Below are 23,566 nucleotides of genomic sequence, written 5' to 3' on the forward strand. Positions count from 1 at the left end.
AGGGGGGGGAGGGGGAGGGGGTGGGGGGGGGGGGGTGTCCGTCCTCGGAACGGCGCGGAATCGGTCTCTTACCAACTCGCCCGCGTTGACGCGCCAACCGCTGCGGGCGGACACCCCCGCCACGGCCCCTTGCCGCCGTGGGCCGCTGCGGGTGCGTCGTGGCTTTTCGTCGTGGGGTCTCCCGACGGCTCGTCGGCAAAGGCGGGGGGCGGTCGGGCGTAGCCTCGTTGCATGACGAAGTACGGTTCTTTTCCCGGTGCGCGTCCTCGTCGGCTGCGGACCACGCCTGTCATGCGGCGGATGGTTGCCGAGACTCGGCTGCATCCGGCCGACTTCATCCTTCCCGCGTTCGTGCGGGAGGGAGTGAGCGAGCCGGTGGCGATCGCGGCCATGCCCGGGGTTGTGCAGCACACTCGGGACAGTCTGAAGAAGGCGGCTGCCGAGGCTGTGGCGGCGGGGGTGTCCGGGATCATGCTGTTCGGGGTGCCGGAGGAGTCCAAGAAGGATGGGATCGGGACTCCTGGGACCGATCCGGACGGGATTCTCCAGGTCGCCCTCCGGGATGTGCGGGCCGAGGTCGGCGACGAGCTGTTGGTGATGTCCGATCTGTGTCTGGATGAGACCACTGATCATGGGCATTGCGGGGTGCTTGATGATCAAGGGCGGGTGGACAATGACGCCACCCTTGAGCGGTATGCCGAGATGGCTCAGGTGCAGGCCGATGCCGGGGCGCATGTGGTGGGGCCCAGCGGGATGATGGACGGGCAGATCGGGGTCGTCCGGGACGCTCTTGATCAGATCGGGCGGGAGGATGTGGCGGTTCTTGCCTACACCGCCAAGTACTCCTCCGCTTTTTATGGGCCGTTCCGGGAGGCTGTTGCCTCGTCGTTGCAGGGTGACCGGAAGACCTATCAGCAGGATCCCGCCAATGTGCGCGAGTCGCTGCGGGAGCTGGCCCTTGATCTGGAGGAAGGGGCCGACATGGTGATGGTGAAGCCTGCCGGGCCCTATCTCGACGTTCTGGCGCGGGTCGCGGATGCCGTGGATGTGCCGGTCGCCGCCTATCAGATCTCCGGCGAGTACTCGATGATCGAGGCCGCCGCCGAGAAGGGCTGGATCGACCGGGACCGGGCGATCCTGGAGACGCTGACCGGGATCAAGCGGGCCGGTGCGCGGAACATCCTCACCTACTGGGCGACCGAAGTGGCCCAGAAGGTGAGGTAGTTGGCCGCCTTCGCCTTATCGGGGGCGGTCAGCTCAGGGCGCCCGCCATCTCCTGCTGCCAGTAGGTGACGGACATCGAGCTGTCGTAGAAGACGTCCTTGGCCGGCAGCGTCGGAGTTGCGGAGGCGCCGCCGGAGCTGTTCGGGGTCTTGCCCTGAAACGCGACCGTGAGCTTCTTGGCGGTGGTGCCGCCGTCGCCGCTGCCGTCGGCCGAGGCGAGGAGGACGCCCGCGTAGCCGGAGTCGCCGGGGTTGAGGGTCGGCACGGCCTGCGGCTTGCTGGCGTCCGTCGGCTGGGGCACCCACTGCATCTCGTCGAAGCGGATCACCGGGTAGTACATCAGCGAGCAGGGCTTCGAGCCGGTGTTGGTCACCGTGAGCAGCATGGTGTTGAGCGGCCGGGAGACGGGGCGGGCGGTGGTCCTGGTGTTGGAGCCGTTGCAGATGGTGAGGTTCGGCGAGGACTGCTCGGTGGTCTTGTCGCCGTCCTGCTGAGTGGGCTGCTCGGTGTGTGAGGTGCTCCCGGAGTTCGAGTCCGAGTCCGAGTCCGGGTTCGAGTTCGAGTTCGGGTTCGAGTTCGGGTTCGGGTTCTGCGTCGACTGCTGGGAGCCCGAAGACTTCGACGTCGCCGTATTGGGCGTCGATGCACCCTCGTCCTTGGTGCCCGTCCCGTTCTCGCAGGCGGTGAGTGCGAGGGTCGCGACGGTGATGCCTGCGGCGGCCAGGAGGCGGGCGTGGCGGAAGGTGCGCATGGTTGGTTCCTTGTCCGTATGAGCGGGTTCGGTGCCCGCCGCCTGTCCCTTGCCGGGGGCGGCGTGCTGTGGATGAGGAGAGCCTGTGGGATATTTCGTCCCAGCCGCAGCGTTCGGCGGGCGATCAGGGACACTGGAACGCCTGTAGGGGTCTGACGTGGGGAAACGTCCGTTCCCTGGAACGGGGAACGGGACGATGGGGTTGGAGGAACGGTGTCGGAAGGCACTGCCGCGGGCGGTTTCGCGGCGCTTCTGCGGGGGCTGAAGGACCGCTCCGGGCTGAGCTACGGGGTGCTGGCCAAACGGCTGCATATGAGTACGTCGACGCTGCACCGGTACTGCAACGGGGACGCCGTACCCACGGACTACGCGCCCGTCGAGCGACTCGCCCGCCTCTGCAAGGCGTCGCCCACGGAGCTGGTGGAGCTGCACCGGCGGTGGGTGCTGGCCGACGCGCTGCGGGGCTCCCGCAAGGGGGCGGAGGACGCGATCGCGGGGGTGGCCGAGTCGGAGACGGTTCCTGTGGGTGATGCGGCCCCTGCGGGTGGTGCGGTGGAGGTGGCTGCGGCCGGTGGGTCCGCGGGCGGCTCTGAGCATCGCGAGGGCCCCGATGAGAGCTCCGGCGGTCCTGCGCGGTGGCCGTCGCCCCGACGTCTCCGTCGCCGTACGGCCGTCCTCTCCGGCGTCGCCGTGGCCGCCGTCCTCGGTGCCGTCGCCTTCGCCGTGAATCCTCTGTCCGAGGGTGAGGGCGACGACGGCCGGCGCAGTCCCGTCGGCTCGGCGTCGAAGGAGGGCGTCTCCGCCCCGCCGACGAAGACCTCGCCCAGGCCCACCGCGAAGGACACCGGGCCCGGCGGGAAGACCACGCCGTCCGCCTCCCCCTCCGCGTCCCGTACGGGCGGGGGTGACACCGGCGCACCGGCCGGTGATGATGCCGACGCCGGTCCGCCTCTGACCGTGGCCACACGGCCGTACACCTGGGAAGGCCCCTGCTCCCAGCACTACCTGATCGACGAGCCCTCGACCAAGGTGCCTCCGCCGCCCTTCGAACAGGACGCGACGGCGTGGGTGTCGGCGGAAGGGGCGGTGTCGGCGGGGGAGCAGTTGGTGACGCTGACCGTGCAGGGCACCGGGAAGCAGACCGTGGTCCTGGACCGGCTCACGGTCCATGTGGTCGGCAAGGACACGCCGCCGGCCTGGAACGACTATGTGATGGGCGTCGGTTGCGGCGGCAGCGTGCCGACCCGGCCCTTCACCGTCGCCCTCGACGCGGCCCGTCCGGTCGTGGTGGCCGGGTCCGGGCAGCGGGACTTCCCGTTCAAGGTGAGTGAGTCGGACCCGGAGGTCTTCCGCATCACGGCCGACGCCTCGGCGTACGACGTGCGCTGGTACCTGGAGTTGGACTGGTCCAGCGGTTCACAGAAGGGCACGTCGGTCATCGACGACGGCGGTGAGCCGTTCCGCACGAGCGGCAACAACGGCCGTCCCGCGTACGAGTTCCCGCTCGGCGGCGAGGAGTGGGTCGAGTCGCCCGAGCAGGGGTCCTAGCGGGTCGTCGGTGATGTGGAGGCCGGGGGCGGGGTGACGGCAGGCGTCGAGCCGGTCATGGCCGACGGGCCCTCGTCGCGCAGGCCCTCGCCGTCCTCGCACCCGGCGAGCATGCCCGTGAGTACGAGGGTGGCGAGCGCGGCCGTCGTCGCGGCGAGCAGCCGGGTACTGGCGGCGGGGCGTGCGGACATGGTGGCCCTTTCGGTGGTGGCTGCTGGGACCTCTGGGGAGGGCTTCAGCTTGCGTGGTGATCGGCCCCGGCCGCCAGTGCCGGCCGGGGATTCGGGACGCGGGATCGGTGGGATGGCTTCTGACCTGCGTGGATGCGCCTTCCCTGGGACGGGGTGCGGGACGGCCGCGCGTGCTGTGCCGCTGTCCGGATCGGGGAAACCTGCTTGTAGGCGGCATGTAGTTCCTCAGGGTGCAGGCAGAAACCGAGCGTCATCGTCCCGAAGAGCCGCCACGTGACCGTCGTCGAGCCCGCGCCGCCGTCCCGCCGCGCGGGCGCGCTCCATCGGTGGTTCGCCGGTACGGGACATCCCCACGGACTTCTTCAGCCACCTCGCCCGACATCCCGGGCTGTCCGCGGAGTTCAACGCGGCGATGAGCCAGGCCGCCGGGGCGGACTGACCGCGGATTCACCGTGGGTCTTCCCTAGGGTGAGGTCATGTCCGACACGGTGAAGTTCGACCTCGACGCGTATCTCGGGCGGATCGGCTGGGCGGGGGAGCGGCGGGCCGACGCGGCGACGCTGCGTGGTGTGCATCTGGCGCACATGCGGGCCATTCCGTTCGAGAACCTGGAGGCCCTGACCCGTACCGCCCCCTCTCTCGACCCCGCCGACCTGCTGGCCAAGCTGGTCCACGGCCGCCGCGGACCGCATCGAGTGCCGCCCGCGCACCCACATGGCGCTGCTGGAGCCGGTGCCGCTGACGGCGGGCGTGGAGTTCACGGATGCCGGACGCCGGCACCGGCTGGTCCACGTCCCGCACGACGGGCCCCTGGAGATGTGGGTGCTGGAGGCGTACCACGGGGACTCCTGGGAGGGGCAGTACGCGTTCACCCTGGAGCCGTTCGAGGAACCCGACTTCGAGGTCATCAACTGGCACATCGGCACCAACCCGCGCTCCCCCTTCACCCAGCGCCTCTACGTCCAGCGCGTCACCCCGGACCGCCACCTCCTCCTCAACGGACGCGTTCTGACAGAGACCCGCGCGGACGGCACCGTCACCGAGCTTGAGATTGCGGAGGAGACGGAGGTACGCCGGATCCTGGACGAGGAGTTCGGGATCACGGCCCCCGACGGGGCGACGCTGCTGACGTGACTCAGTCCCACCAGAAGTGCCAGGCCGGCTGGTTGAGCAGCCGGCGCTCGGCGTAGGCGCGCAGGGTGGTGTCGCTGCCCTGCCAGATGTTGTCCGGGCAGAACGCGAAGTGCTCGGCGGCCAGTGCCTCCGCCTCGGCCGGTGTCGAGGGCGGCGCCGCGACCGACACGAGCAGATGGTCGAAACCGAGCGCCACGACCCGTATGCCGAAGCGGTCCTCCCAGGAACGGAGCACGGCGCACAGGCGGGCCACGTCGCCCTCATGATTCGCCGGGCCCGTCCAGCCGATCACCGCGGGAATGTCGGCGCTGCGGCGGGCGGGCACGAGGGCGAGACACGGGTTCTTCAGCGGCCCGCCGCCGTCCAGGAGCGAGTCCGCGATGTCGGCGGCGACGGAGTCCGGGTCGGCGGCAGTCTCAGGGAAATCCGCGAGCCCCGGCCATTCCTCCCCCTCCGCCGCGCAGTCCTCCCAGAGCTCCTCCAGCACCTCGTCCGCGTCATGATCGCCCGGGTACGACGGCTCCCCGGGCATCAGATCCCAGTCCTCCGGACCGCCTTGACTCCCGTCGACCTCTATCAGCGCCGGCAGCAGCCCGGCCCGCGCGGCGGGCGCGCCCAGCTTCGTCCACACACCGACCGACGCCGGGGTCTCGGCATGCCACAACAACGGCTCGTGCCAAGGGCCTTCGTCGGTCGCGTCGATCAGTCGCCCCGGCGGCAGCGCGAGCCCGAGTGCCCGGCCACTCGGGTCTGCCGCGAGCGTGGGCAGCGGGTTGGGAAGAGTTGCCATGTCAGCGACTGTAGAGGCAGCCACTGACAGTGGACTTCGCCGGGCGGAGGTCGTCGCTCCTCGCTGCTCCGAGTGACATGTGGGGGGTGAGGAAAAGGGAGTTGGGGAAAGCGGTGTGGTGTGGGTCCGTTCGTCCCGAGAACGTGTGCGATGCCGATACCGTGTCGGCCGACGGGACGACACCTTGGGGGACGGGATGGCTGACGGGCCCGTACTCGCGCAGCTGCACTTCGGGCGTGAGGACGCCGAACGGGATGTGACGGAGGGGCTGTTGCTCCGCGGCGGCTTTCTGCCCAACGCGGCGTACCGCGCCGCGTTGTCCGGGCGGAAGATGCTGATCATCGGCCGCAAGGGGTCCGGCAAGAGCGCGATCTGCATGTGGTTGTCGGCGGACGGCGGCCGGCATGCCGGGACCGTGCTGGTCACCCCTGACGAGACCGCCGGTGAGGAGATCCGGCGGTTCGAGCTTCAGGGGCTGCCGGGGGACTCGGCGAAGTCGTTGATCTGGCGGTACGTGTTCGCCGTACATGCCGCTCGCCACTTGGTGACGCACGCCAAGGACGCACACCGGCGCAGGCCCGACTCGGTGAAGGCGCTGGTGCGGTTTCTGAAGCAGAACGGGGAGCTGGCGGGCGGGCGGCTCGGGGACCGCCTCGCGCAGGGCGCGCGGGGACTTCAGACCTCGCTGTCCCTGGAGGCGTTCGGGGTCAAGGCGGGGCTGGACCTCGCGCAGGCGCCGTCGGAGGGGGCTCAGGCCGCCCGGCAGCTGGAGGTCGTCGAGCAGGGCGTGGCGCAGGCCTTCGCCGACCTCGGCTGTGCCGGTGCGCACGGACCGCTGCTGCTCATGGTCGACCAGCTGGAGCAGGTGTGGTCGGCGGAGACGGACAGCAACTCGATGGTGATCGGGCTGCTGCTCGCCGCCAAGCACGCGGCGAGCCTGTACGGCGGTGCCGTGCGGTTCCTGCTGTTCCTGCGCGCGGACATCTACGACTCGCTGTCGTTCGGTGAGGGCGACAAGTTCCGCGGCGACGAGCTGCGGATCACCTGGACCGAACAGGCCCTGCGGGATCTCGCCCTGGCCCGCGCGCGGGCTTCCGCGGGGGCGGAGATGACCGCCGAGCTGCTGTAGGGCGAGCTGTTCCCCGCGGCCGTGGAGGGCGAGGAGACCGCCGCCTATCTCTTCCGGCGCTGTCTGCCCCGGCCGAGGGACGCCATCCAGTTCCTCAACCTCTGCCAGGAGACGGCCTGGCTGATCAACGGGCGGGACCGGATCACGGAGGCGGACGTCGTCCAGGCGGGGCGGCAGTTCTCCGACTGGAAGCTCAAGGATCTCGCGCTGGAGTACCTCGTCGCGCATCCGTTCCTCAAGCACCTCTTCCCGCTCTTCCAGAACACCGGGTACGTCGTCCCGCGGGCCGCCCTCGACAGCCGTTTCGAGGCGGCGGCCGAGTCACTGCACCGGCTGTTCCCGGCGTACGCCGACGCGCTGACGCTCCCCGGCATCATCGACGTCCTCTTCGCCGTGGGCTTCCTCGGGGTACGCCGAGGCAACGACGTGGTGTTCGCCGGGGGTGACGACCTGCCCGTGCAGGCCCATGAGACGGAGTTCCACGTCCACCCCTGCTTCCGGGCGGCGCTCGGGGCGACCAGCGCGATCGATCTGCGGCACTTCGAGCCCCTCGTCGCGACCAACCGCCTGGTCCAGGGCATCCCCCAGGGTTTCGCCGACAACGTGGGGGCCACGGTCATCGCCCGCGACCACCGGCTGGTGCTCGAACTGCGGCGCTCCTGCCACTCCATCCTGGCCCAGACCAGTAGAGCGGTGAACCTGGCACCCGACGCCCGGGACGAGATCACCCAGCAGATCAACCGGGTGCTCGACGAGGTCAACACCATGGCGACGCACACCGGCTCGACCTTCTATCTGGAAGACCGGCTCCTGGTCACCACGCACTACTTCGACACCCTCGCCGCCCAACTCCTGGCCGGCGGGCTCGACGACACCACCGGCGCCGGCGAGGTCGTCCGCCGTATCGAGGAGGAGTCACGGCGGTTGCGGCGCCTGGCTGGTGGGTCGTACGGAAGCTCGGGCAGCTCGGCGAGGAGCTGAGCCACGTCGGAACGGTGAGCAGCCGCAGAGCGGTCGGGGAGGTCACAGGTGCTGGAGGGCGTACTGCTCGCCGGGCGGTTTCGGATCGGCGGTGTGCTGGGCTCGGGCGGTATGGGGCAGGTCTGGTCCGCGCAGGACGAGCGGATGCGGCGGAACGTCGCGGTCAAGGCGATCTCTACTCCCTGGGCTGTCTCCTCTTCCACGCGGTGACCGGCCGTCCGCCCTTCACCAGCGAAGCCCCGTTGGCCGTGATGCGCATGCAGGTGGACGACGCACCGGTCGCGCCGAGCGCGCGCGTCGCGGGCCTGCCCGAGGCGCTGGACGACCTGCTCATGAGCCTGCTCGCGAAACAACCCGACGATCGGCCGCAGGACGCGGCCGCCGTCCACGACGCACTGAGCGCGCTGCTGGTCGAACACGCCGCCGCGCTGTCCGGCGGCAAGCCGCTGGACGTCCTCGGACCGGGGTACGAGGGCTCGCGTGCGTCAGAGCCGCTCGGGCGTCCTGATCCCCAGCAGCGCCATCCCCTGGTGCAGCGTCCGGGCCGTCACGTCGCACAGGAACAGGCGGTTCTCCACCTGCTGGGGCGTCTCCGCCTTCAGGACCGGGCACTTGTCGTAGAACGACGTGTAGAGGGACGCCAGTTGGTACAGGTAGGCGGCCAGCTTGTGCGGTGTGTACTCCGCGGCCGCCTCGAAGACCGTGTCACCGAACGCGTCCACGTGCAGGCCCAGTTCGCGCTCTGCCGGGGCGAGTCCGAGCTCGGGGTGCGCGGAGGGCCGTACGTCTCCCGCCTTGCGCAGGATCGACTGGATCCGGGCGTACGCGTACTGGAGGTACACGGACGTGTCGCCGTTCAGCGACACCATCTGGTCCAGGTCGAACTTGTAGTCGCGGCTCGGCGACGTCGACAGATCCGCGTACTTCACCGCGCCGATGCCGACCTGTACGGCCCGCTCCTGGATCTCGTCCTCGGTGAGGTCCTGTGCCTTCTCCCGCACGACCTCGGCGGCCCGCTGCACCGCTTCGTCCAGCAGGTCCTCGAGCTTCACCGTCTCGCCCTCACGGGTCTTGAACGGCTTGCCGTCCGCGCCGAGAACCGTGCCGTAGCCCATGTTGTGCGCGGTGACCTCGTCGGTCAGCCAGCCCGCCCGGCGGGCCGTCTCGAAGACCATCCTGAAGTGCAGGGACTGGCGTACGTCCACGACGTACAGCAGCGTCGTCGCATGCAGGTCGAAGACACGGTTCCGGATGGCGGAGAGGTCGCTCGCCGCGTAGCCGAAGCCGCCATCCGCCTTCTGCACGATCAGTGGCACCGGCTGGTCGTCCTTGCCGCGGATCTCGTCGAAGAAGACCACGAGCGCACCCTCGGAGCGCACGGCGACGCCGGACTCCTCCAGCAGCCGTGCCGTCTGAGGCATCAGGTCGTTGTACGCGGACTCGCCGACGATCTCGTCGTCCCGGACCCGCATGTCCAGCTTCTCGAAGACCGAGTTGAAGTAGACCTTCGACTCGTCCACGAACTGCTGCCACAGGTCGAGGGTCTCCTTGTCTCCCGACTGGAGAGCCACGACCCTCTTCCGGGCCCGCTCCTTGAACTCCTCGTCGGAGTCGAAGACCGTGCGCGACGCCTTGTACACCCGGTTCAGGTTCGACATCGCCTGCTCGCCGTCGACGTCCGTCGCCGGGGCCAGCTCGCCGGGGTTCTCGATCAGGTACTGGATGAGCATGCCGAACTGGGTGCCCCAGTCGCCGATGTGGTGCCGGCCGATCGTCTTCTCGCCGGTGAAGTCGAGCATGCCGCGGAGGGCGTCGCCGATCACCGCCGACCTGAGGTGGCCGACGTGCATCTCCTTCGCCACGTTCGGCTGGGCGTAGTCGATGACGGTGACGCCGGCGTTGTCCTTGGGCGGTACGCCGAGGCGGTCGGGGTCCGCGTAGCGCTTCGCGAGGTTGTCGGTGATCGCCTTGTCGGTGATCGTGATGTTGAGGAAGCCGGGGCCGGAGACCTCGATGTCCTTGATCACGTCACCGGCGACCACCCGGGAGACGACCTGTGTCGCCAGCTCCCTCGGGTTCGACTTCGCCTTCTTCGCGAGGGCCAGGATCCCGTTGGCCTGGAAATCGGCGCGGTCACTGCGTCGCAACAGCGGGTCGACGTCCGCCTCCGGCAGGGTGGCCGAGAGGGCGTTCGTGAGGCGCTGGTTGACGAGATCGGTGAGCGACGTGACCGGGGCCATGGGGTGGGAGCCGTTCTCCTCGTGGGATCAGATAGACACGGTCAGTATCCCATGGGGGGTGTAGCGGTTTTTTGGCTGCGGGCCGGTGGGGGCTTGTCGCGCAGTTCCCCGCGCCCCTAAAGGCGGCTGCGCCGCCAAGGGGGCGCCGTCGTGAAAAGGCGTTTTCGTGGATGCCGTGCCGCCTGGGACAATGAAGCGGTCAGCCGTGCGACCGTACCGGCTGCCCCATGTCAGAAAGAAGGACGTGCCGATCGTGGCTCAGAGCACCGAGACCACCGACTGGGTCTCCCGTTTCGCGGATGAGGTCATCGAGGAGTCGGAGCGTCGGGCCCCGGGCAAACCGGTCGTCGTCGCGTCCGGGCTGTCACCGTCCGGGCCCATCCACCTCGGGAACCTGCGCGAGGTCATGACCCCGCATCTCGTCGCGGACGAGATCCGGCGGCGGGGGCACCAGGTCCGGCACCTCATCTCCTGGGACGACTACGACCGCTACCGGAAGGTGCCGGAGGGCATCGCAGGGATCGACAAGTCCTGGGCCGAGCACATCGGCAAGCCGCTGACCTCCGTGCCCGCGCCGAAGGGGTCGGTGTACCCGAACTGGGCCGAGCACTTCAGGGCCGCGATGATCGACGCCCTCGCCGAGATGGGCGTGGAGTTCGACGGGATCAGCCAGACCGCGCAGTACACCTCGGGCGTCTACCGCGAGCAGATCCTGCACGCCATGAAGCACAGGGGCGACATCGACGCGATCCTCGACCAGTACCGGACCAAGAAGGCGCCGGCCAAGAAGCAGTCGCAGAAGGCCGTCGACGAGGCCGAGCTGGAGGCCGCGGAGGGTTCGGGCGCGGCCGCCGAGGACGACGGCAGCTCCGGCTCCGCCGGGTACTTCCCGTACAAGCCCTACTGCGGCAACTGCGAGAAGGACCTCACCACCGTCACCTCGTACGACGACGACACGACCGAGCTGTCGTACACCTGCGACGCCTGCGGCTTCGCCGAGACCGTGCGGCTGAGCGAGTTCAACCGCGGCAAGCTGGTCTGGAAGGTCGACTGGCCCATGCGGTGGGCCTACGAGGGTGTCGTCTTCGAGCCGAGTGGGGTCGACCACTCCTCGCCCGGGTCTTCGTTCCAGGTGGGCGGGCAGATCGTCGGGATCTTCGGCGGCAAGCAGCCCATCGGGCCGATGTATGCCTTTGTGGGCATCAGCGGCATGGCGAAGATGTCTTCGTCGCGGGGCGGGGTGCCCACTCCCGCCGACGCCCTGAAGATCATGGAACCGCAGCTCCTGCGCTGGCTCTACGCCCGGCGCAGGCCCAACCAGTCCTTCAAGATCGCCTTCGACCAGGAGATCCAGCGGCTCTACGACGAGTGGGACAAGCTGGACGCGAAGGTCACCGACGGATCGGCTCTCCCGGCCGACGTCGCCGCGCACTCCCGCGCGGTGCGGACCGCCGGCGGTGAACTTCCGCGTACGCCGCGGCCGATGCCGTACCGGACCCTCGCGTCCGTCGCCGACATCACCGCCGGGTACGAGGACCAGGTGCTGCGGATCCTCTCCGAGCTCGACCCGGAGCAGCCGCTGGCCTCCCTCGACGAGGTACGGCCGCGGTTCGACAAGGCCGAGGCCTGGATCAACACGCAGGTCCCCGCCGACCAGCGCACCATCGTGCGGGACGAGCCCGACGTCGCCCTGCTGAAGTCCCTCGACGAGGCGTCCCAGCAGTCCCTGCGACTGCTGCTCGACGGGCTCGCCGAGAACTGGTCGCTCGACGGGCTGACCCACCTCGTGTACGGCGTGCCCAAGGTGCAGGCCGGCTTCCCCGCCGACGCCACGCCCAAGGAACTGCCCGCCGAGATCAAGACCGCCCAGCGGACGTTCTTCGCCCTGCTGTACCACCTGCTGGTGGGCCGGGACACCGGGCCCCGGCTGCCCACGCTGCTGCTGGCGGTGGGTCAGGAGCGGGTACGGGCGCTGCTCGGGGAGTGACCGCGCTGCTCGGGGAGTGATCAAGGGGCCCTCGCATGAGGGCCCCTTTTTCTCTGCGATTTTTTCTATGCGATGTGGTCCTCTTCCAGTTCCGCGTTGTAGCGGTTCGTGAAGCGGTTGACCATGCGCTTGGCCTCGTCCGGCGGGAGCGCGCTGCTGAACTCCGCCTCGACGTTCTCGCTGTATTCGCGCGGGGTCGGGTAGCCGGTGGTGCCTATCGACTTCTTGAAGACCAGGTAGTAGTCCTCCTCGGTCGGGTCGGCGGCGGGCGTACCCCCGCCCTCGCCGAGTTCGCGGGTACGGCCCGGGCTCACCGGGATGGGGAAACTGCCGGTTTCCTCCATCGAAGGTTCGGGGAGGGTGGGTTCCTCGAAGTACTGCTGCTGGGCGTACGCCGCTTGCGGGTCGTACGCCGGCTCGTACGTCGGGTCGTAGCCGCCCTGGTAGGCGATGTCCTGCGGGTCGCGGGCGTGGAGCCAGAGGTTCTGCTCCGGCTCGGGTGCGTAGGCAAGCTGCTCGGCGTCGGGAGCGTCCTCACGTCGCGGGAACTGCTCGACGGGAGGCGCCTCCTCCAGCGCGGGGGTGTCCGCAACCTCCGCCTTGAGTTCCTGCTTCGGCGCCGGAGGTATCAGTGCCGGCTCGATCCCCGCCGCCGCCAGGCCCGCCGGGGCCGTGTTCGCCAGCGGGACGCCGTACCTCGCCAGACGCAGCGGCATCAGGGACTCCACCGGGGCCTTGCGGCGCCAGCCGCGGCCGAAGCGGGAGCGGAGACGGGCCTGGTAGACGAGGCGCTCCTGTTCGAGCTTGATGACCTGGTCGTAGGAGCGGAGCTCCCACAGCTTCATCCGGCGCCACAGAAGGAACGTGGGGAGCGGGGAGAGGAGCCAGCGGGTCATGCGGACTCCCTCCATGTGCTTGTCCGCCGTGATGTCCGCTATGCGGCCGATCGCGTGGCGCGCGGCCTCGACCGAGACCACGAACAGGATCGGGATCACCGCGTGCATACCCACGCCCAGCGGGTCCGGCCAGGCCGCCGCGCCGTTGAAGGCGATCGTCGCCACCGTCAGCAGCCACGCCGTCTGGCGCAGGAGGGGGAAGGGGATCCGTATCCAGGTGAGGAGCAGATCCAGGGCAAGGAGGACGCAGATACCCGCGTCGATGCCGATCGGGAAGACGTAACTGAAGTCCCCGAAGCCCTTCTTGAGAGCCAGTTCGCGGACGGCGGCATACGAACCCGCAAAGCCGATACCGGCGATGATGACGGCACCGGCGACGACTACTCCGATGAGTATCCGGTGCGTGCGTGTCAGCTTCAGTGGCGCGGCCACCCCGTACTCCCCTCCCAGTGCGTGTTGTTGCGCGCAACAGGGTGGCACACCTGTGCGTCGGGTGCGTTGCCGGTATGGAAGTGGGCCGCCGCAGTGCGCGTGAACTGGATGGCGTCCCCCGAGATCGTCCGCCGCGGCGTGGCCGAACCCTCACATGCTGCGGATGGTATGACTCCGGGCCGCGGGTCTAGACTGCATACATGTCGAAGGTACTGAATAAACTTCCAGTCGGTGAGCGGGTCGGAATCGCGTTCTCCGGCGGTTTGGACACCTCTGTCGCAGTGGCGTGGATGCGGGAGCGCGGCGCCATGCCTTATGCCTATACGGCGGACATCGGCCAGTACGACGAGCCGGACCTCGCCGACGTGCCCGCGCGCGGCCGCGCCTACGGTGCCGAGCAGGCACGGCTCGTCGACTGCCGAGAGGCCCTGGTCGAGGAAGGCCTGGCCGCGCTCGCGTGCGGTGCCTTCCACATCCGGTCGGCCGGACAGGCGTACTTCAACACCACCCCGCTCGGCCGGGCCGTCGTAGGCACCCTGCTGGTGCGCGCGATGCGCGAGGACGACGTCTCCATCTGGGGCGACGGGTCCACCTACAAGGGCAACGACATCGAGCGGTTCTACCGCTACGGCCTGCTCGCCAACCCCGCCCTCAGGATCTACAAGCCCTGGCTCGACCAGGCCTTCGTCACCGAACTCGGCGGCCGGCACGAGATGTCCGCCTGGCTGGCCGAACGGGACCTGCCCTACCGGGACTCCGCCGAGAAGGCCTACTCGACGGACGCCAACATCTGGGGCGCCACCCACGAAGCCAAGCGGCTGGAATACCTCGACACCTCGCTGGAGATCGTCTCCCCGATCATGGGCGTCCGCTTCTGGGACCCCGAGGTCGAGATCGCGGCCGAGGACGTCACCGTGGAGTTCGAGGACGGACGGCCGGTGCGCATCAACGGGCGCGCCTTCGAGTCACCGGTCGACCTGGTCCAGGAGGCCAACGCCATCGGCGGCCGGCACGGGCTCGGCATGTCCGACCAGATCGAGAACCGCATCATCGAGGCCAAGAGCCGCGGCATCTACGAGGCCCCCGGCATGGCGCTGCTGCACATCGCCTACGAGCGGCTGCTCAACGCCGTCCACAACGAGGACACCGTCGCCATGTACCACGGCGAGGGACGCCGGCTCGGCCGCCTCCTCTACGAGGGCCGCTGGTTCGACCCACAGGCGCTCATGCTCCGCGAGAGCCTCCAGCGCTGGGTCGGCTTCCCCATCACCGGCAGCGTCACCGTGCGGCTGCGGCGCGGGAACGACTACACCGTCCTCGACACCACCGGGCCGCACCTCAGCTACCACCCCGAGAAGCTGTCCATGGAGCGCAGTGTCACCGCCGCGTTCGTCCCCGACGACCGCATCGGCCAGCTGACCATGCGCAACCTCGACATCGCCGACTCCCGGACCAAGCTGGAGCAGTACGCCGCGCACGGCCGGCTCACCGCGTGGAACGGCCTCATCGGCGAACTGCCCCCGGGTGGCGCGGAAGCCATTTCGGCCGGGGACGAGACCGCGCCGGTCGATCCCGATGCGCTGGATCATGCGGCGATCGAGTCCGGCACGGACTGACCTGCGGTCCGGCTGTGGTGTGGGCGCGCTGCAGCCGGGGCCTGTTCTTCGCGCCGCCAGCGCCAGGGCTCCGCTGGAGGTCCGGTGGTTTGGCTGCGGGTTCGTCGTGGCTGGGCGCGCAGTTCCCCGCGCCCCTTTGGGGCGCGGCAGAAACCGCGACTTATTAGTTGGCGGCGGACTTGGACGGGGACTTCGACGGCGAAGAACTTGCCGACCTGGAAGGTGACTTGGACGCCGAGGGCGCCCCGCTGCCGTTGGCCTTGGACACCGCCGCAACGGCCTCCTTGGCGGCCTTCTGTGCCGACTTGGAGAGGGTGTCGGCGCTCGGGGTCTTCTCGCCCGCCAGACCCGCGCCGTTGTAGTCGAGCGTCACCACGACGTTCTCGACCCGCACCACGACCGTCTGCTGCTTGAAGGACCCCTCCTTCTTCTTCAGGTCGTAGCGCACCGACGTCGCCTGGTCGCCCGTACCCGCGACCGGCTCGGACTTGACGCCCTTCGCACCGTCCACGCCCTGGGCGGCCTGGACCTGCTTGTCGTAGTACTCCTGAGCCAGCTCGTCGCCGGCGCCACGCGTGGTGTCCGAGTCGAAGCGGTTCAACGAGACATTGAGCCAGCGGAACTGCGAGCCCTTCACGCCGTTGTCGTCCAGGCTGCTCCAAGAGCAGTTGCCACGCGACGACGCATCGTCCGACTTACCCGCCTTGCCGGACTTGCTGGCCTTCGGTACGAGATCACCCAACGTCTTCTTCGACAGCACCGCACACGAATCCGGAAGCTTGCTGTACGCCGCCGCCTGCACCGTCGGCGACGCGCTCACGGACGCCGAAGCCCCGCTGTTCGCGCTCTTTCCGGCGTCGTCCGAGCCCGGAGTGGACCCGGAGTCGGAACCGGAGTCGGAGGAACAGCCGGCGGCGATCAGCATCACAGGGACTACGGCCGCGCCGACGAGGACGCGGTTGAGGCGCTTCGCGCGCTGATCGCGCTGTGCTGGTTGCTGCATGGTTCCTTCACTCATCACGCTTGCGGCTCCTGCGGTCGGATCGGGTCCGAGGGGCCACGGTACGCGGTGAAGGAGTTGTGCGTTCCTGGTTCACCCGCTTTGCAAACGGGCCGAACGGCACGCTATTCGGCGAGCGACTCCGCCAGCTCGGCGGCCAGTTTCCGTGCCCTGTCCTGCATTTCCTTGCTGTCCGGCACGATGCCGATCGTCGCCGGCTGCTCCTCGTACTGGATGGTCACCATCACATTCGACGTGCGGAACGCCACAGTCACCGTGCGCTGCCGGGCCGTCGAACCGGCACTGCTCAACGCGTCGTCCAGGAACGCCTCGTCGCCGAGACCCTCCAGGACACGAGGCTGAAGGTCGGACGGCGTGGCGGACGGGGACGTGCTGCCGCTGGAACTCGGATCGGCGGAGTCGGAACCCGACGCGGACCCGGAGGGGGACGAGGAGGCGGACGCGGAGTCCGACGGAGTCGCCGACTCCGACTCCGACGCGGAACCCGACGCCGAAACCGTCGGCTCGGGAAGGTCGGCCGCCTCCTCCCTCGTCGCGAACAGCGACTGCGCCTCACTGTCGTCGCTGACGGCGTTCTCGTACGACACCACCCGCTCGAAGTCGACCAGAAGATGGTCGGTCGCGTCCGTCGACTCGACCTTCCACCGACAGCCGACCTTCCGGTCCGTGTCGTACGTCAACGTCGGGGTGCCCGCGTAGGCGTTCTCGCGCTGCTCCCCGTTCGGGATCTGCTTGATGCCGGGCAGGAGCGAGTCGAGGGTCCCCTGGCTCACGACGCCGCACGGTTCCGGGAGTGTGCGGTAGCGGCCCGGCTGGGCCTCGGCGGCCGTGGTGCCGGTGTCGCCGGCGTTGGAGTTGTCCGTCGTACCGCCGTCCGCCGAGCCGCCGGTGCAGCCGGCCAGCAGCGCCGCGAGAAGCGCTGCGACGCCGGGTACGTACGCCTTCCGCTGCACGGTCAGGCTCCTCTCGACGGTGTCTCGTACCGGGCCCGCTTGCCCGCTCTGCCAGTGTCCCCGCTGGTTAATCGCTTGCCGCGCGGGGGTGCCCGCTGGAGACAATGTGTATCGCACGCAACACCGTGGACGCCGGTCCGTTGTCTCTTTCGTGGACCTTGGCGCGGGTTTTGCGGTTTGAGTCTTTTATTTTTTCATGGGGGATCGAGGGCGATATGTCGTACGTGGAAATGCCGGGCGCGAAGGTACCCATCCGTATGTGGACCGACCCGGCGACAGTCGAGGACGTGGCACTCCAGCAGCTCCGGAACGTGGCAACCCTGCCCTGGATCAAGGGCCTCGCCGTCATGCCGGACGTGCACTACGGAAAGGGCGCGACGGTCGGGTCCGTCATCGCCATGCGCGGGGCCGTCTGTCCCGCGGCGGTGGGGGTGGACATCGGGTGCGGGATGTCGGCGGTGAAGACGTCGCTGACGGCGAACGACCTGCCGGGGGATCTGTCGCGGCTGCGGTCGAAGATCGAGCAGGCGATTCCGGTGGGGCGGGGGATGCATGACAGTCCTGTGGAGCCGGGGCGGTTCCATGGGTTCGCTACCGGGGGGTGGGACGAGTTTTGGGGGCGGTTCGACGGGGTTGCCGAGGCGGTCAAATTCCGTCAGGAACGCGCCACGAAGCAGATGGGAACGCTCGGATCCGGAAACCACTTCACAGAGGTGTGCATAGGTGATGACGGATCGATCTGGCTCATGCTCCACTCCGGATCCCGGAACATCGGCAAGGAGCTGGCCGACCACCACATCGGCGTAGCCCAGAAGCTTCCGCACAACCAGGGGCTGATCGACCGCGACCTCGCGGTCTTCGTCGCGGACACCCCGCAGATGGCGGCGTACCAGAACGATCTCTACTGGGCGCAGGAGTACGCGAAGTACAACAGGTCGATCATGATGGCTCTCCTCAAGGACGTGATCCGCAAGGAGTTCAAGAAGGCCCGGGTCACCTTCGAACCCGAGGTGAGCTGTCATCACAACTACGTGAGCCGTGAGCGTTATGAGGGCATGGACCTGCTCGTCACCCGCAAGGGGGCGATCAGCGCCAGGGCCGGGGAGTACGGCATCATCCCGGGCTCGATGGGCACAGGTTCGTACATCGTGAAGGGCCTCGGCAACGACAAGTCCTTCAACTCGGCGTCGCACGGCGCCGGTCGGCGCATGAGCCGCAACGCGGCCAAGCGGCGGTTCTCGACGAAGGACCTGGAGGAGCAGACGCGGGGCGTGGAGTGCCGTAAGGACTCCGGTGTCGTGGATGAGATCCCGGGTGCGTACAAGCCGATCGAGCAGGTCATCGATCAGCAGCGGGACCTCGTGGAGGTCGTGGCGAAGCTGAAGCAGGTCGTGTGCGTGAAGGGCTGAGGCTGAGGGGGTTTCGGCCCTCTCACTTCGCGTGCGTCACCGCATAGATCATCACGAACGCGACGATGTGGATGCCGAAGAGGAAGTACGCGAGGTAGTACCAGACGATGCGTTCGCGTTTCTTTTCCAGGGCCAGTTGGCGCTGCTCGCGGTCGTGCTGCTCCTGTTCGCTCTCCGGCATCACAACTCCCTGTGCACCTTGGTGTTCGATGCCTGGGCGCGGGGGCGGACGATGAGGAGGTCGATGTTGACGTGGCTGGGGCGGGTTACCGCCCAGGTGATCGTGTCGGCTACGTCGTCGGCGGTCAGGGGCTCCGCGACGCCTGCGTAGACCTTCTCCGCCTTCTCCTTGTCGCCGTCGAAGCGGGTGAGGGCGAACTCGTCGGTCTTGACCATGCCCGGCGCGATCTCGATGACCCGGACCGGCCGGCCCACGATTTCCAGGCGGAGGGTTTCGGCGAGGACGTGGGCGCCGTGCTTGGCGGCCACGTAGCCGGCGCCGCCTTCGTAGGTGCCGTGGCCTGCCGTGGAGGAGAGGACGACCACCGTGCCGTCGCCGCTTGCGGTGAGGGCGGGGAGCAGGGCCTGGGTGAGGTTGAGGGTGCCGATGACGTTCGTTTCGTACATCTGGCGCCAGTCGGCCGGGTCGCCGGTGGCGACGGGGTCGGCGCCGAGTGCGCCGCCGGCGTTGTTGACGAGGACGCCGATCGTCTTGAAGGCGCTCGCGAACTCGTCGACCGCCGCGCGGTCCGTCACGTCCAGGGCGTACGCCGCTGCCGAGTGGCCCGCCTGGTTGATCTCCTCGGCCAGCGCCTCGATGCGGTCCTTGCGGCGGGCGGTGAGGACGACGCGGTAGCCCGCGGCCGCCAGTTGCCGTGCCGTCGCGGCGCCGATGCCGCTGCTGGCACCGGTGATGACGGCGATACGGGACGCGGCGGCGGGGGTCATACGGCAGCTCCAGGTGGGTCCAGGCGGTCTTCGTGCGCGTGTGTGCCTGTCCGCCAGGATAGGTGGGCCGCGGCGGTGTCCGGGCGCGGGTTCAAGGGGCGGGACGCCCGGTCCGGGGGAGACAATGAGGTGGGTGATCCTCTCCCCAGTGAGGAGGCGGGTCATGGGTGAAGCTCGTGACGTGATGGACCGGCTCACCGAGGCGGTCACCGGTTCGCCGGATCTCAAGGCGCTCGCCGAGGTCTACGCCGAGGATGCGGTGGCGATCACGCCGGACGGCGGAGAGATCCATGGGCGCGACCACATCGTGGAGTACTGGCGGCAGATGACGGACGCGGTTCCCGAGGGGACCTTCGAGACTGTGTACGCGTACGAGATCGGGGACACCGCCGTCGACGAAGGGTTCTTCAGCGGCAGGAACACGGGACCGATCCAGCTGCCGTCCGGGGAGTCGATGCCCGCCACGCAGAAGGAGATCAGGATCCGCGGGGTTGATTTCGCGACCGTCCGGGACGGCCGGATCGTCAGTTATCGCCTCTACTTCGACCAGATGGAGTTCCTGGAGCAGCTGGGGCTGCTGCCCGACCTGCCGGCCTGAGTCCGTCGGCCTGAGTCCGCCGCGTCACTGTCCTCGCGGCGCGTACATGATCACTGCCATGCCGGCGAGGCAGATCAGTGCGCCCGTCACGTCGTAGCGGTCGGGCTTGTAGCCGTCGGCGACCATGCCCCAGGCGATCGAACCGGCGACGAAGATGCCGCCGTATGCGGCGAGGATGCGGCCGAAGTGGGCGTCCGGCTGGAAGGTGGCGACGAAGCCGTAGGCGCCGAGGGCGAGGACGCCGCCGCCGATCCAGAGCCAGCCGCGGTGCTCGCGCAGGCCCTGCCAGACCAGCCAGGCGCCGCCGATCTCGAAGAGCGCGGCGACGACGAAGAGGGCTGCGGAGCGGACGATCAGCATGTCGGCAGCTTTGCATGCCCCGGTTCCGGGGTTCGCGTCACCTGTTGGACGGCGCCTGTCGCCCGCTCCACGTGGGATACATCCGTACGACCACCGTGGAGTGAGGAGTCGGCTGGATGAGAACGACGCGGGTTTTGGCGGCGTGCGGCGCCGCCCTGATGATGATCGGCGGCGCGGCTCCGCTCGCCGTCGCCGACGCGGTCCCCGAGGCCGATCTCGCCTATCACGGTGCCGCGTCCATCGCCGCCGGCCGGGTCGGCGTACGGTTCACGCCGCGCAATCACGGGCCGTCCGCCGTTTCCGACGCCTCGGTGCGGCTGCGCTGGTCGGAGCCGCTCGCCGACGGGCAGACGCTGCCGGGCGGGTGTGCGCGGGCCGGGGAGCGGGATGTGGTGTGCCGTGTCGGGGCGCTGTCCGCGGACGGGCTCGGTAAGCAGATCAGTCTGCGGGTCGGGCTGCGGGGCACGCCGTCCGAGGTGTTGCTGGAGATCGACACGGTGTGGAACGGCGGGGCGGTGGACCGCAACCGGGACAACGACCGGCAGCGGGTGCTGGTCCTGGACTCCGGGGACGAGTACTACTTCTAGACAGGTACTACTTCTGGACGGTGCAGACGAAAGGGCGGGCGGCATGACCGGCGACGCACGGACGCGGCTGCTCGACGAGCTGTCCGCGGTGTCCCGCCGCTACATGGCCTCGTACGCCCTGTTCAACCAGGCCGTCGCCGACCGCATCGGGCTGCACCCCACCGACCTGCAGTGTCTGAATCTGCTCACGCTGGAGGGCGGGTCGGTGACGACGGGCCGGATCGCGGCGCTCACGGGGCTGACCACCGGGTCGGCGACACGGCTGGTGGACCGGCTGGAGAAGGCGGGGTACGTCGTCCGGGAGCGGGACGCGGGCGACCGGCGGCGGGTGCTGGTGGCGCCCGTGCCGGAGAAGACCGCCGAGTTCGGACGGATGTGGGAGCGGCTGAGCGGCGGCTGGTCCGCCCTCTTCGACGAACTGGACGACGCCGAACTCGCCCTGATCATCGGGCACATGAGGCGGACGGTGGAGTTCAGCGGGGAGCAGGTCGCGCGGCTGCGGGCGGAGCGGGCCTAGCTGCTCCGGCTCTCCGCGTCGTACCGGTCCCGTGCCTCGTGGACCTGCTCGATGTGGGTCTCCGCCCAGTCCTTCACCGCGGTGAGCACGTGGGCGAGGCCGGTGCCGAGCGGGGTGAGTTCGTAGTCGACGCGGACGGGTACGGCCGCGGTCACCGTGCGGGAGAGGACGCCGTCGCGTTCCAGTGAACGCAGCGTCTGCGTCAGCATCTTGGGGCTCACGCCGGCGATCTTGCGGCTGAGGTCGCTGTAGCGCATCGGCCCGGTGGAGAGGGCGGCGATGACGAGGCAGACCCACTTGTCGCTGATGCGGTCGACGAGCTGGTGGGTGGGGCAGTTGCGGAGGAACGCGTCGTATTCGACGCGGGCCTGTTCACGCCGCTGGGCCGCGGTCCGGGTCGCCATGGCTCACCTCCGGGGTACGTACGCACCTTCAGGTAACTACTTACCAGGAGATAGTAGCTCTTCCTAGGGTTGTTGCAGCAGGGGAGATACCCCGGCCAGCAGTGACACTTGGGAGTTGTCAGTCATGCGAGCTGTTGTGGTGACGACCTTCGGCGGGCCCGAGGCCGTGGAGGTCGTGGAGACCGTGGTACCGGAGCCCGCCGCGCGACAGGTGCGGATCAAGGTCGCCGCGGCCGCGCTGAACCCGGTGGATGCCGGGGCGCGCTCGGGCGTCTTCGGCGGCGACGGCGAGCGGATCGGCCTCGGCTGGGACGTCGCCGGTACCGTCGACGCAACCGACGCGGGGAGCGCTTGGAGCGTCGGCGACGAGGTGGTGGCCCTGCATCACGGCCCGGTGAAGCCGCTGGGCACACACGCCGAGTACGTGGTCGTGGACACGGACGCGGTGGCGAAGGCGCCGGCGGGGGTCGACGCCGTACACGCCGCCACGCTTCCGCTGAACGCCCTGGCCGCCGTACAGGCCCTGGATCAGCTGGAGTTGACGCCGGAGCGGTCTCTGCTGGTGACGGGCGCCGCGGGCGCGGTCGGCGGGTACGCCGTCCAACTCGCCGCCCACCGCGGGATATCGGTGACCGGGATGGCCCGGGAGGCGGACGAGGAGTTCGTACGGTCCCTGGGCGCGGCCCACTTCACGACCGGTGACGGGGGCGGCTTCGACGCGGTGCTCGACGCGGCGATCCTCGGCGCGGCGGCCCTGGAGCGGGTGCGGGACGGCGGTGCCTACGTCGGCGTCATCCCCGGGACCGCACCGGCGTCCGTGCGCGGCATCCGGGTCGCCGAGCTCGGGGTCGTCGCCGACGGTGCACGCCTCGCGGAACTGGCCGCGCTCGTGGAGGAGGGCGTGCTGACGCTGCGCGTCGCCGGGACGTACCCCCTGGACGAGGCAGCCAAGGCGCACGCCCGGCTGGCGGAGGGCGGGATGCGGGGGCGGATCGTGCTGGTCCCGTAGCCCGCCTCAGTTCGCGTCGCCGTCGGAGCGCGCGCTCGCCGCGTACGTCGTCGGTGGGACGCCGATCGTGCCGGTGAAGTCCCGTACCAGGTGGGCCTGGTCGGCGTAGCCGAGGTCGGCGGCGAGGGCGGACCAGTCGACGTCGCGTCGGGCGCCAGCGAGTTCCAGGGCCTCGTGGATGCGGTAGCGGAGGATCACCCACTTCGGGGTGGTTCCGACGTACGCCGAGAAGAGCCGTTGCAGCGCTCGCACCGAGAGGCCTTGCGTGTGGGCGAAGTCGCCGACGCGGCGCACGGTGCGGTCGGCGCGGATGCGCTGGACGAGGTCCATGGCGAGGTCGGCCTGCGGGTCGGGCGTGGGGGCGAGGGAGAGCAGGAAGGCGTCGAGGGCGGTCAGCCGGGCTGCGTCGTCGGCCGGGCCCACGATCGAACGGGCCGTGTCGGGTGTGGCCTGCGGGAACACCTCCCCGGCGGGCAGCGCGCGGCCCGTCCAGTGCGACGCCGGTGCGTCGGGTGCGTACGGGCGGAAGCCGCCGGGGCGGAACTTCGCCCCGCACACCCGCCCCCGCCCGGTCAGCTTCCTGGTGAACAGGCCCAGCGGGATGCCGGTCACCTCGCCGTACGGCGGACCTTCTTCCTCGTCCCACTGGAAGGTGAGGTTCACCGAGGGGTGCGGGACGACATGTGAGGCGTAGGGCCCGGGCAGGTCCCAGTCGATGAACCAGTACGTCTCGACGTACCGGCGCAGCGGCTCGGCGGGCCGGTGGCGGCGGAACCGCACACGGGTCAGCAGCGCTGCCGGGTCGACGATCCCGCGGGTGTCGCGGCGGGGTGCGGCCATG

Annotated in this window: 22 protein-coding genes and 2 pseudogenes; 12 read left to right on the forward strand and 12 right to left on the reverse strand. The window is 69.5% G+C overall.

Annotated features, from left to right (window positions below; all coding sequences use genetic code 11):
* Positions 1-231: 231 nt before the first annotated feature.
* Positions 232-1,224 (forward strand): porphobilinogen synthase, encoded by a 993-nt coding sequence (gene hemB, locus KCH87_RS39130; RefSeq protein ID WP_210592649.1) that lies wholly within the window; start codon positions 232-234, stop codon positions 1,222-1,224.
* 28 nt (positions 1,225-1,252) lie between these two features.
* Here hemB and KCH87_RS39135 read toward each other — a convergent pair whose 3' ends face one another.
* Positions 1,253-1,975 carry a DUF4232 domain-containing protein gene (locus KCH87_RS39135; RefSeq protein ID WP_210592650.1) on the reverse strand — a complete coding sequence of 241 codons (723 nt, stop codon included), beginning with the start codon at positions 1,973-1,975 and terminating at the stop codon, positions 1,253-1,255.
* Between the two features lie 213 nt (positions 1,976-2,188).
* Here KCH87_RS39135 and KCH87_RS39140 point away from each other — a divergent pair, with 213 nt between their 5' ends.
* The gene (locus tag KCH87_RS39140; RefSeq protein WP_210592651.1) at positions 2,189-3,523 is read left to right on the forward strand and encodes a helix-turn-helix transcriptional regulator; all 1,335 of its coding nucleotides are present in this window, start codon (positions 2,189-2,191) and stop codon (positions 3,521-3,523) included.
* Here the strand turns inward: KCH87_RS39140 and KCH87_RS39145 are convergent.
* On the reverse strand, positions 3,520-3,714 hold the full coding sequence (locus tag KCH87_RS39145; RefSeq protein WP_210592652.1) for a hypothetical protein: 195 nt from the start codon (positions 3,712-3,714) through the stop codon (positions 3,520-3,522). The two genes, KCH87_RS39140 and KCH87_RS39145, sit on opposite strands and share 4 nt — an antisense overlap.
* A 476-nt stretch (positions 3,715-4,190) precedes the next feature.
* Here KCH87_RS39145 and KCH87_RS39150 point away from each other — a divergent pair.
* Positions 4,191-4,848, forward strand: a pseudogene (locus KCH87_RS39150) (arylamine N-acetyltransferase).
* Position 4,849: 1 nt separating this feature from the next.
* On the opposite strand, the gene KCH87_RS39155 reads toward KCH87_RS39150, so the two are convergent.
* Positions 4,850-5,638: a DUF4253 domain-containing protein gene (locus tag KCH87_RS39155; RefSeq protein ID WP_210592653.1), complete on the reverse strand. Its 789-nt coding sequence runs from the start codon at positions 5,636-5,638 to the stop codon at positions 4,850-4,852.
* Between the two features lie 196 nt (positions 5,639-5,834).
* On the opposite strand from KCH87_RS39155, the pseudogene KCH87_RS50860 reads away from it, so the two are divergent.
* Both KCH87_RS50860 and KCH87_RS39165 read left to right on the forward strand, forming a co-directional pair.
* Positions 5,835-7,748: pseudogene (locus tag KCH87_RS50860) on the forward strand (P-loop ATPase, Sll1717 family).
* 48 nt (positions 7,749-7,796) lie between these two features.
* The gene (locus KCH87_RS39165) at positions 7,797-7,958 is read left to right on the forward strand and encodes a hypothetical protein (protein ID WP_210592654.1); all 162 of its coding nucleotides are present in this window, start codon (positions 7,797-7,799) and stop codon (positions 7,956-7,958) included.
* Positions 7,959-8,233: 275 nt separating this feature from the next.
* Here KCH87_RS39165 and argS read toward each other — a convergent pair whose 3' ends face one another.
* A complete protein-coding gene (gene argS, locus KCH87_RS39170; protein WP_210592655.1) occupies positions 8,234-9,988 on the reverse strand; it encodes an arginine--tRNA ligase in 1,755 nt (584 codons plus the stop codon).
* Between the two features lie 244 nt (positions 9,989-10,232).
* Here argS and lysS point away from each other — a divergent pair, with 244 nt between their 5' ends.
* Positions 10,233-11,975, forward strand: coding sequence for a lysine--tRNA ligase (gene lysS / locus KCH87_RS39175; protein ID WP_210592656.1), 1,743 nt, complete (start codon positions 10,233-10,235; stop codon positions 11,973-11,975).
* Positions 11,976-12,040: 65 nt separating this feature from the next.
* On the opposite strand, the gene KCH87_RS39180 is transcribed toward lysS, so the two are convergent.
* Positions 12,041-13,303, reverse strand: a complete 1,263-nt coding sequence (locus tag KCH87_RS39180; protein WP_210592657.1) for a DUF2637 domain-containing protein — start codon at positions 13,301-13,303, stop codon at positions 12,041-12,043.
* 200 nt (positions 13,304-13,503) lie between these two features.
* On the opposite strand from KCH87_RS39180, the gene argG reads away from it, so the two are divergent.
* Positions 13,504-14,919, forward strand: a complete 1,416-nt coding sequence (gene argG / locus KCH87_RS39185) for an argininosuccinate synthase (protein ID WP_210592658.1) — start codon at positions 13,504-13,506, stop codon at positions 14,917-14,919.
* 163 nt (positions 14,920-15,082) lie between these two features.
* On the opposite strand, the gene KCH87_RS39190 is transcribed toward argG, so the two are convergent.
* Together KCH87_RS39190 and KCH87_RS39195 are read right to left on the reverse strand one after the other, a co-directional pair.
* On the reverse strand, positions 15,083-15,937 hold the full coding sequence (locus tag KCH87_RS39190) for a DUF3558 domain-containing protein (RefSeq protein WP_210592659.1): 855 nt from the start codon (positions 15,935-15,937) through the stop codon (positions 15,083-15,085).
* Positions 15,938-16,044: 107 nt separating this feature from the next.
* Complete coding sequence (locus KCH87_RS39195; protein ID WP_210592660.1) at positions 16,045-16,893, reverse strand: DUF3558 domain-containing protein; 849 nt, start codon at positions 16,891-16,893, stop codon at positions 16,045-16,047.
* Between the two features lie 215 nt (positions 16,894-17,108).
* Between KCH87_RS39195 and KCH87_RS39200 the strand changes: the two genes are divergently transcribed.
* Complete coding sequence (locus KCH87_RS39200; protein WP_210592661.1) at positions 17,109-18,302, forward strand: RtcB family protein; 1,194 nt, start codon at positions 17,109-17,111, stop codon at positions 18,300-18,302.
* A gap of 22 nt (positions 18,303-18,324) precedes the next feature.
* Here KCH87_RS39200 and KCH87_RS39205 read toward each other — a convergent pair whose 3' ends face one another.
* Positions 18,325-18,483 (reverse strand): hypothetical protein, encoded by a 159-nt coding sequence (locus tag KCH87_RS39205; protein ID WP_210592662.1) that lies wholly within the window; start codon positions 18,481-18,483, stop codon positions 18,325-18,327.
* Positions 18,483-19,250, reverse strand: coding sequence for an SDR family NAD(P)-dependent oxidoreductase (locus KCH87_RS39210; protein WP_210592663.1), 768 nt, complete (start codon positions 19,248-19,250; stop codon positions 18,483-18,485). Before KCH87_RS39210 ends, KCH87_RS39205 begins: the two co-directional genes overlap by 1 nt.
* A 163-nt stretch (positions 19,251-19,413) precedes the next feature.
* On the opposite strand from KCH87_RS39210, the gene KCH87_RS39215 reads away from it, so the two are divergent.
* Complete coding sequence (locus KCH87_RS39215) at positions 19,414-19,848, forward strand: ester cyclase (RefSeq protein WP_210592664.1); 435 nt, start codon at positions 19,414-19,416, stop codon at positions 19,846-19,848.
* Between the two features lie 24 nt (positions 19,849-19,872).
* On the opposite strand, the gene KCH87_RS39220 is transcribed toward KCH87_RS39215, so the two are convergent.
* Complete coding sequence (locus KCH87_RS39220) at positions 19,873-20,208, reverse strand: YnfA family protein (protein ID WP_210592665.1); 336 nt, start codon at positions 20,206-20,208, stop codon at positions 19,873-19,875.
* 116 nt (positions 20,209-20,324) lie between these two features.
* On the opposite strand from KCH87_RS39220, the gene KCH87_RS39225 reads away from it, so the two are divergent.
* Positions 20,325-20,795 (forward strand): hypothetical protein, encoded by a 471-nt coding sequence (locus KCH87_RS39225; RefSeq protein ID WP_210592666.1) that lies wholly within the window; start codon positions 20,325-20,327, stop codon positions 20,793-20,795.
* A 43-nt stretch (positions 20,796-20,838) separates the two neighbouring features.
* Entirely contained in the window at positions 20,839-21,312 is a 474-nt protein-coding gene (locus KCH87_RS39230; protein WP_210592667.1) for a MarR family winged helix-turn-helix transcriptional regulator, read from the forward strand.
* On the opposite strand, the gene KCH87_RS39235 is transcribed toward KCH87_RS39230, so the two are convergent.
* Entirely contained in the window at positions 21,309-21,716 is a 408-nt protein-coding gene (locus KCH87_RS39235; RefSeq protein WP_210592668.1) for a helix-turn-helix domain-containing protein, read from the reverse strand. The two genes, KCH87_RS39230 and KCH87_RS39235, sit on opposite strands and share 4 nt — an antisense overlap.
* 124 nt (positions 21,717-21,840) lie before the next feature.
* On the opposite strand from KCH87_RS39235, the gene KCH87_RS39240 reads away from it, so the two are divergent.
* The gene (locus KCH87_RS39240) at positions 21,841-22,725 is read left to right on the forward strand and encodes an NADP-dependent oxidoreductase (RefSeq protein ID WP_210592669.1); all 885 of its coding nucleotides are present in this window, start codon (positions 21,841-21,843) and stop codon (positions 22,723-22,725) included.
* A 6-nt stretch (positions 22,726-22,731) separates the two neighbouring features.
* Here KCH87_RS39240 and KCH87_RS39245 read toward each other — a convergent pair whose 3' ends face one another.
* Complete coding sequence (locus KCH87_RS39245) at positions 22,732-23,565, reverse strand: helix-turn-helix domain-containing protein (protein WP_210592670.1); 834 nt, start codon at positions 23,563-23,565, stop codon at positions 22,732-22,734.
* Position 23,566: the final 1 nt, after the last annotated feature.

The sequence above is a fragment of the Streptomyces sp. GESEQ-35 genome (genome assembly GCF_017948485.1).
In the GTDB taxonomy this organism is placed as follows: domain Bacteria; phylum Actinomycetota; class Actinomycetes; order Streptomycetales; family Streptomycetaceae; genus Streptomyces.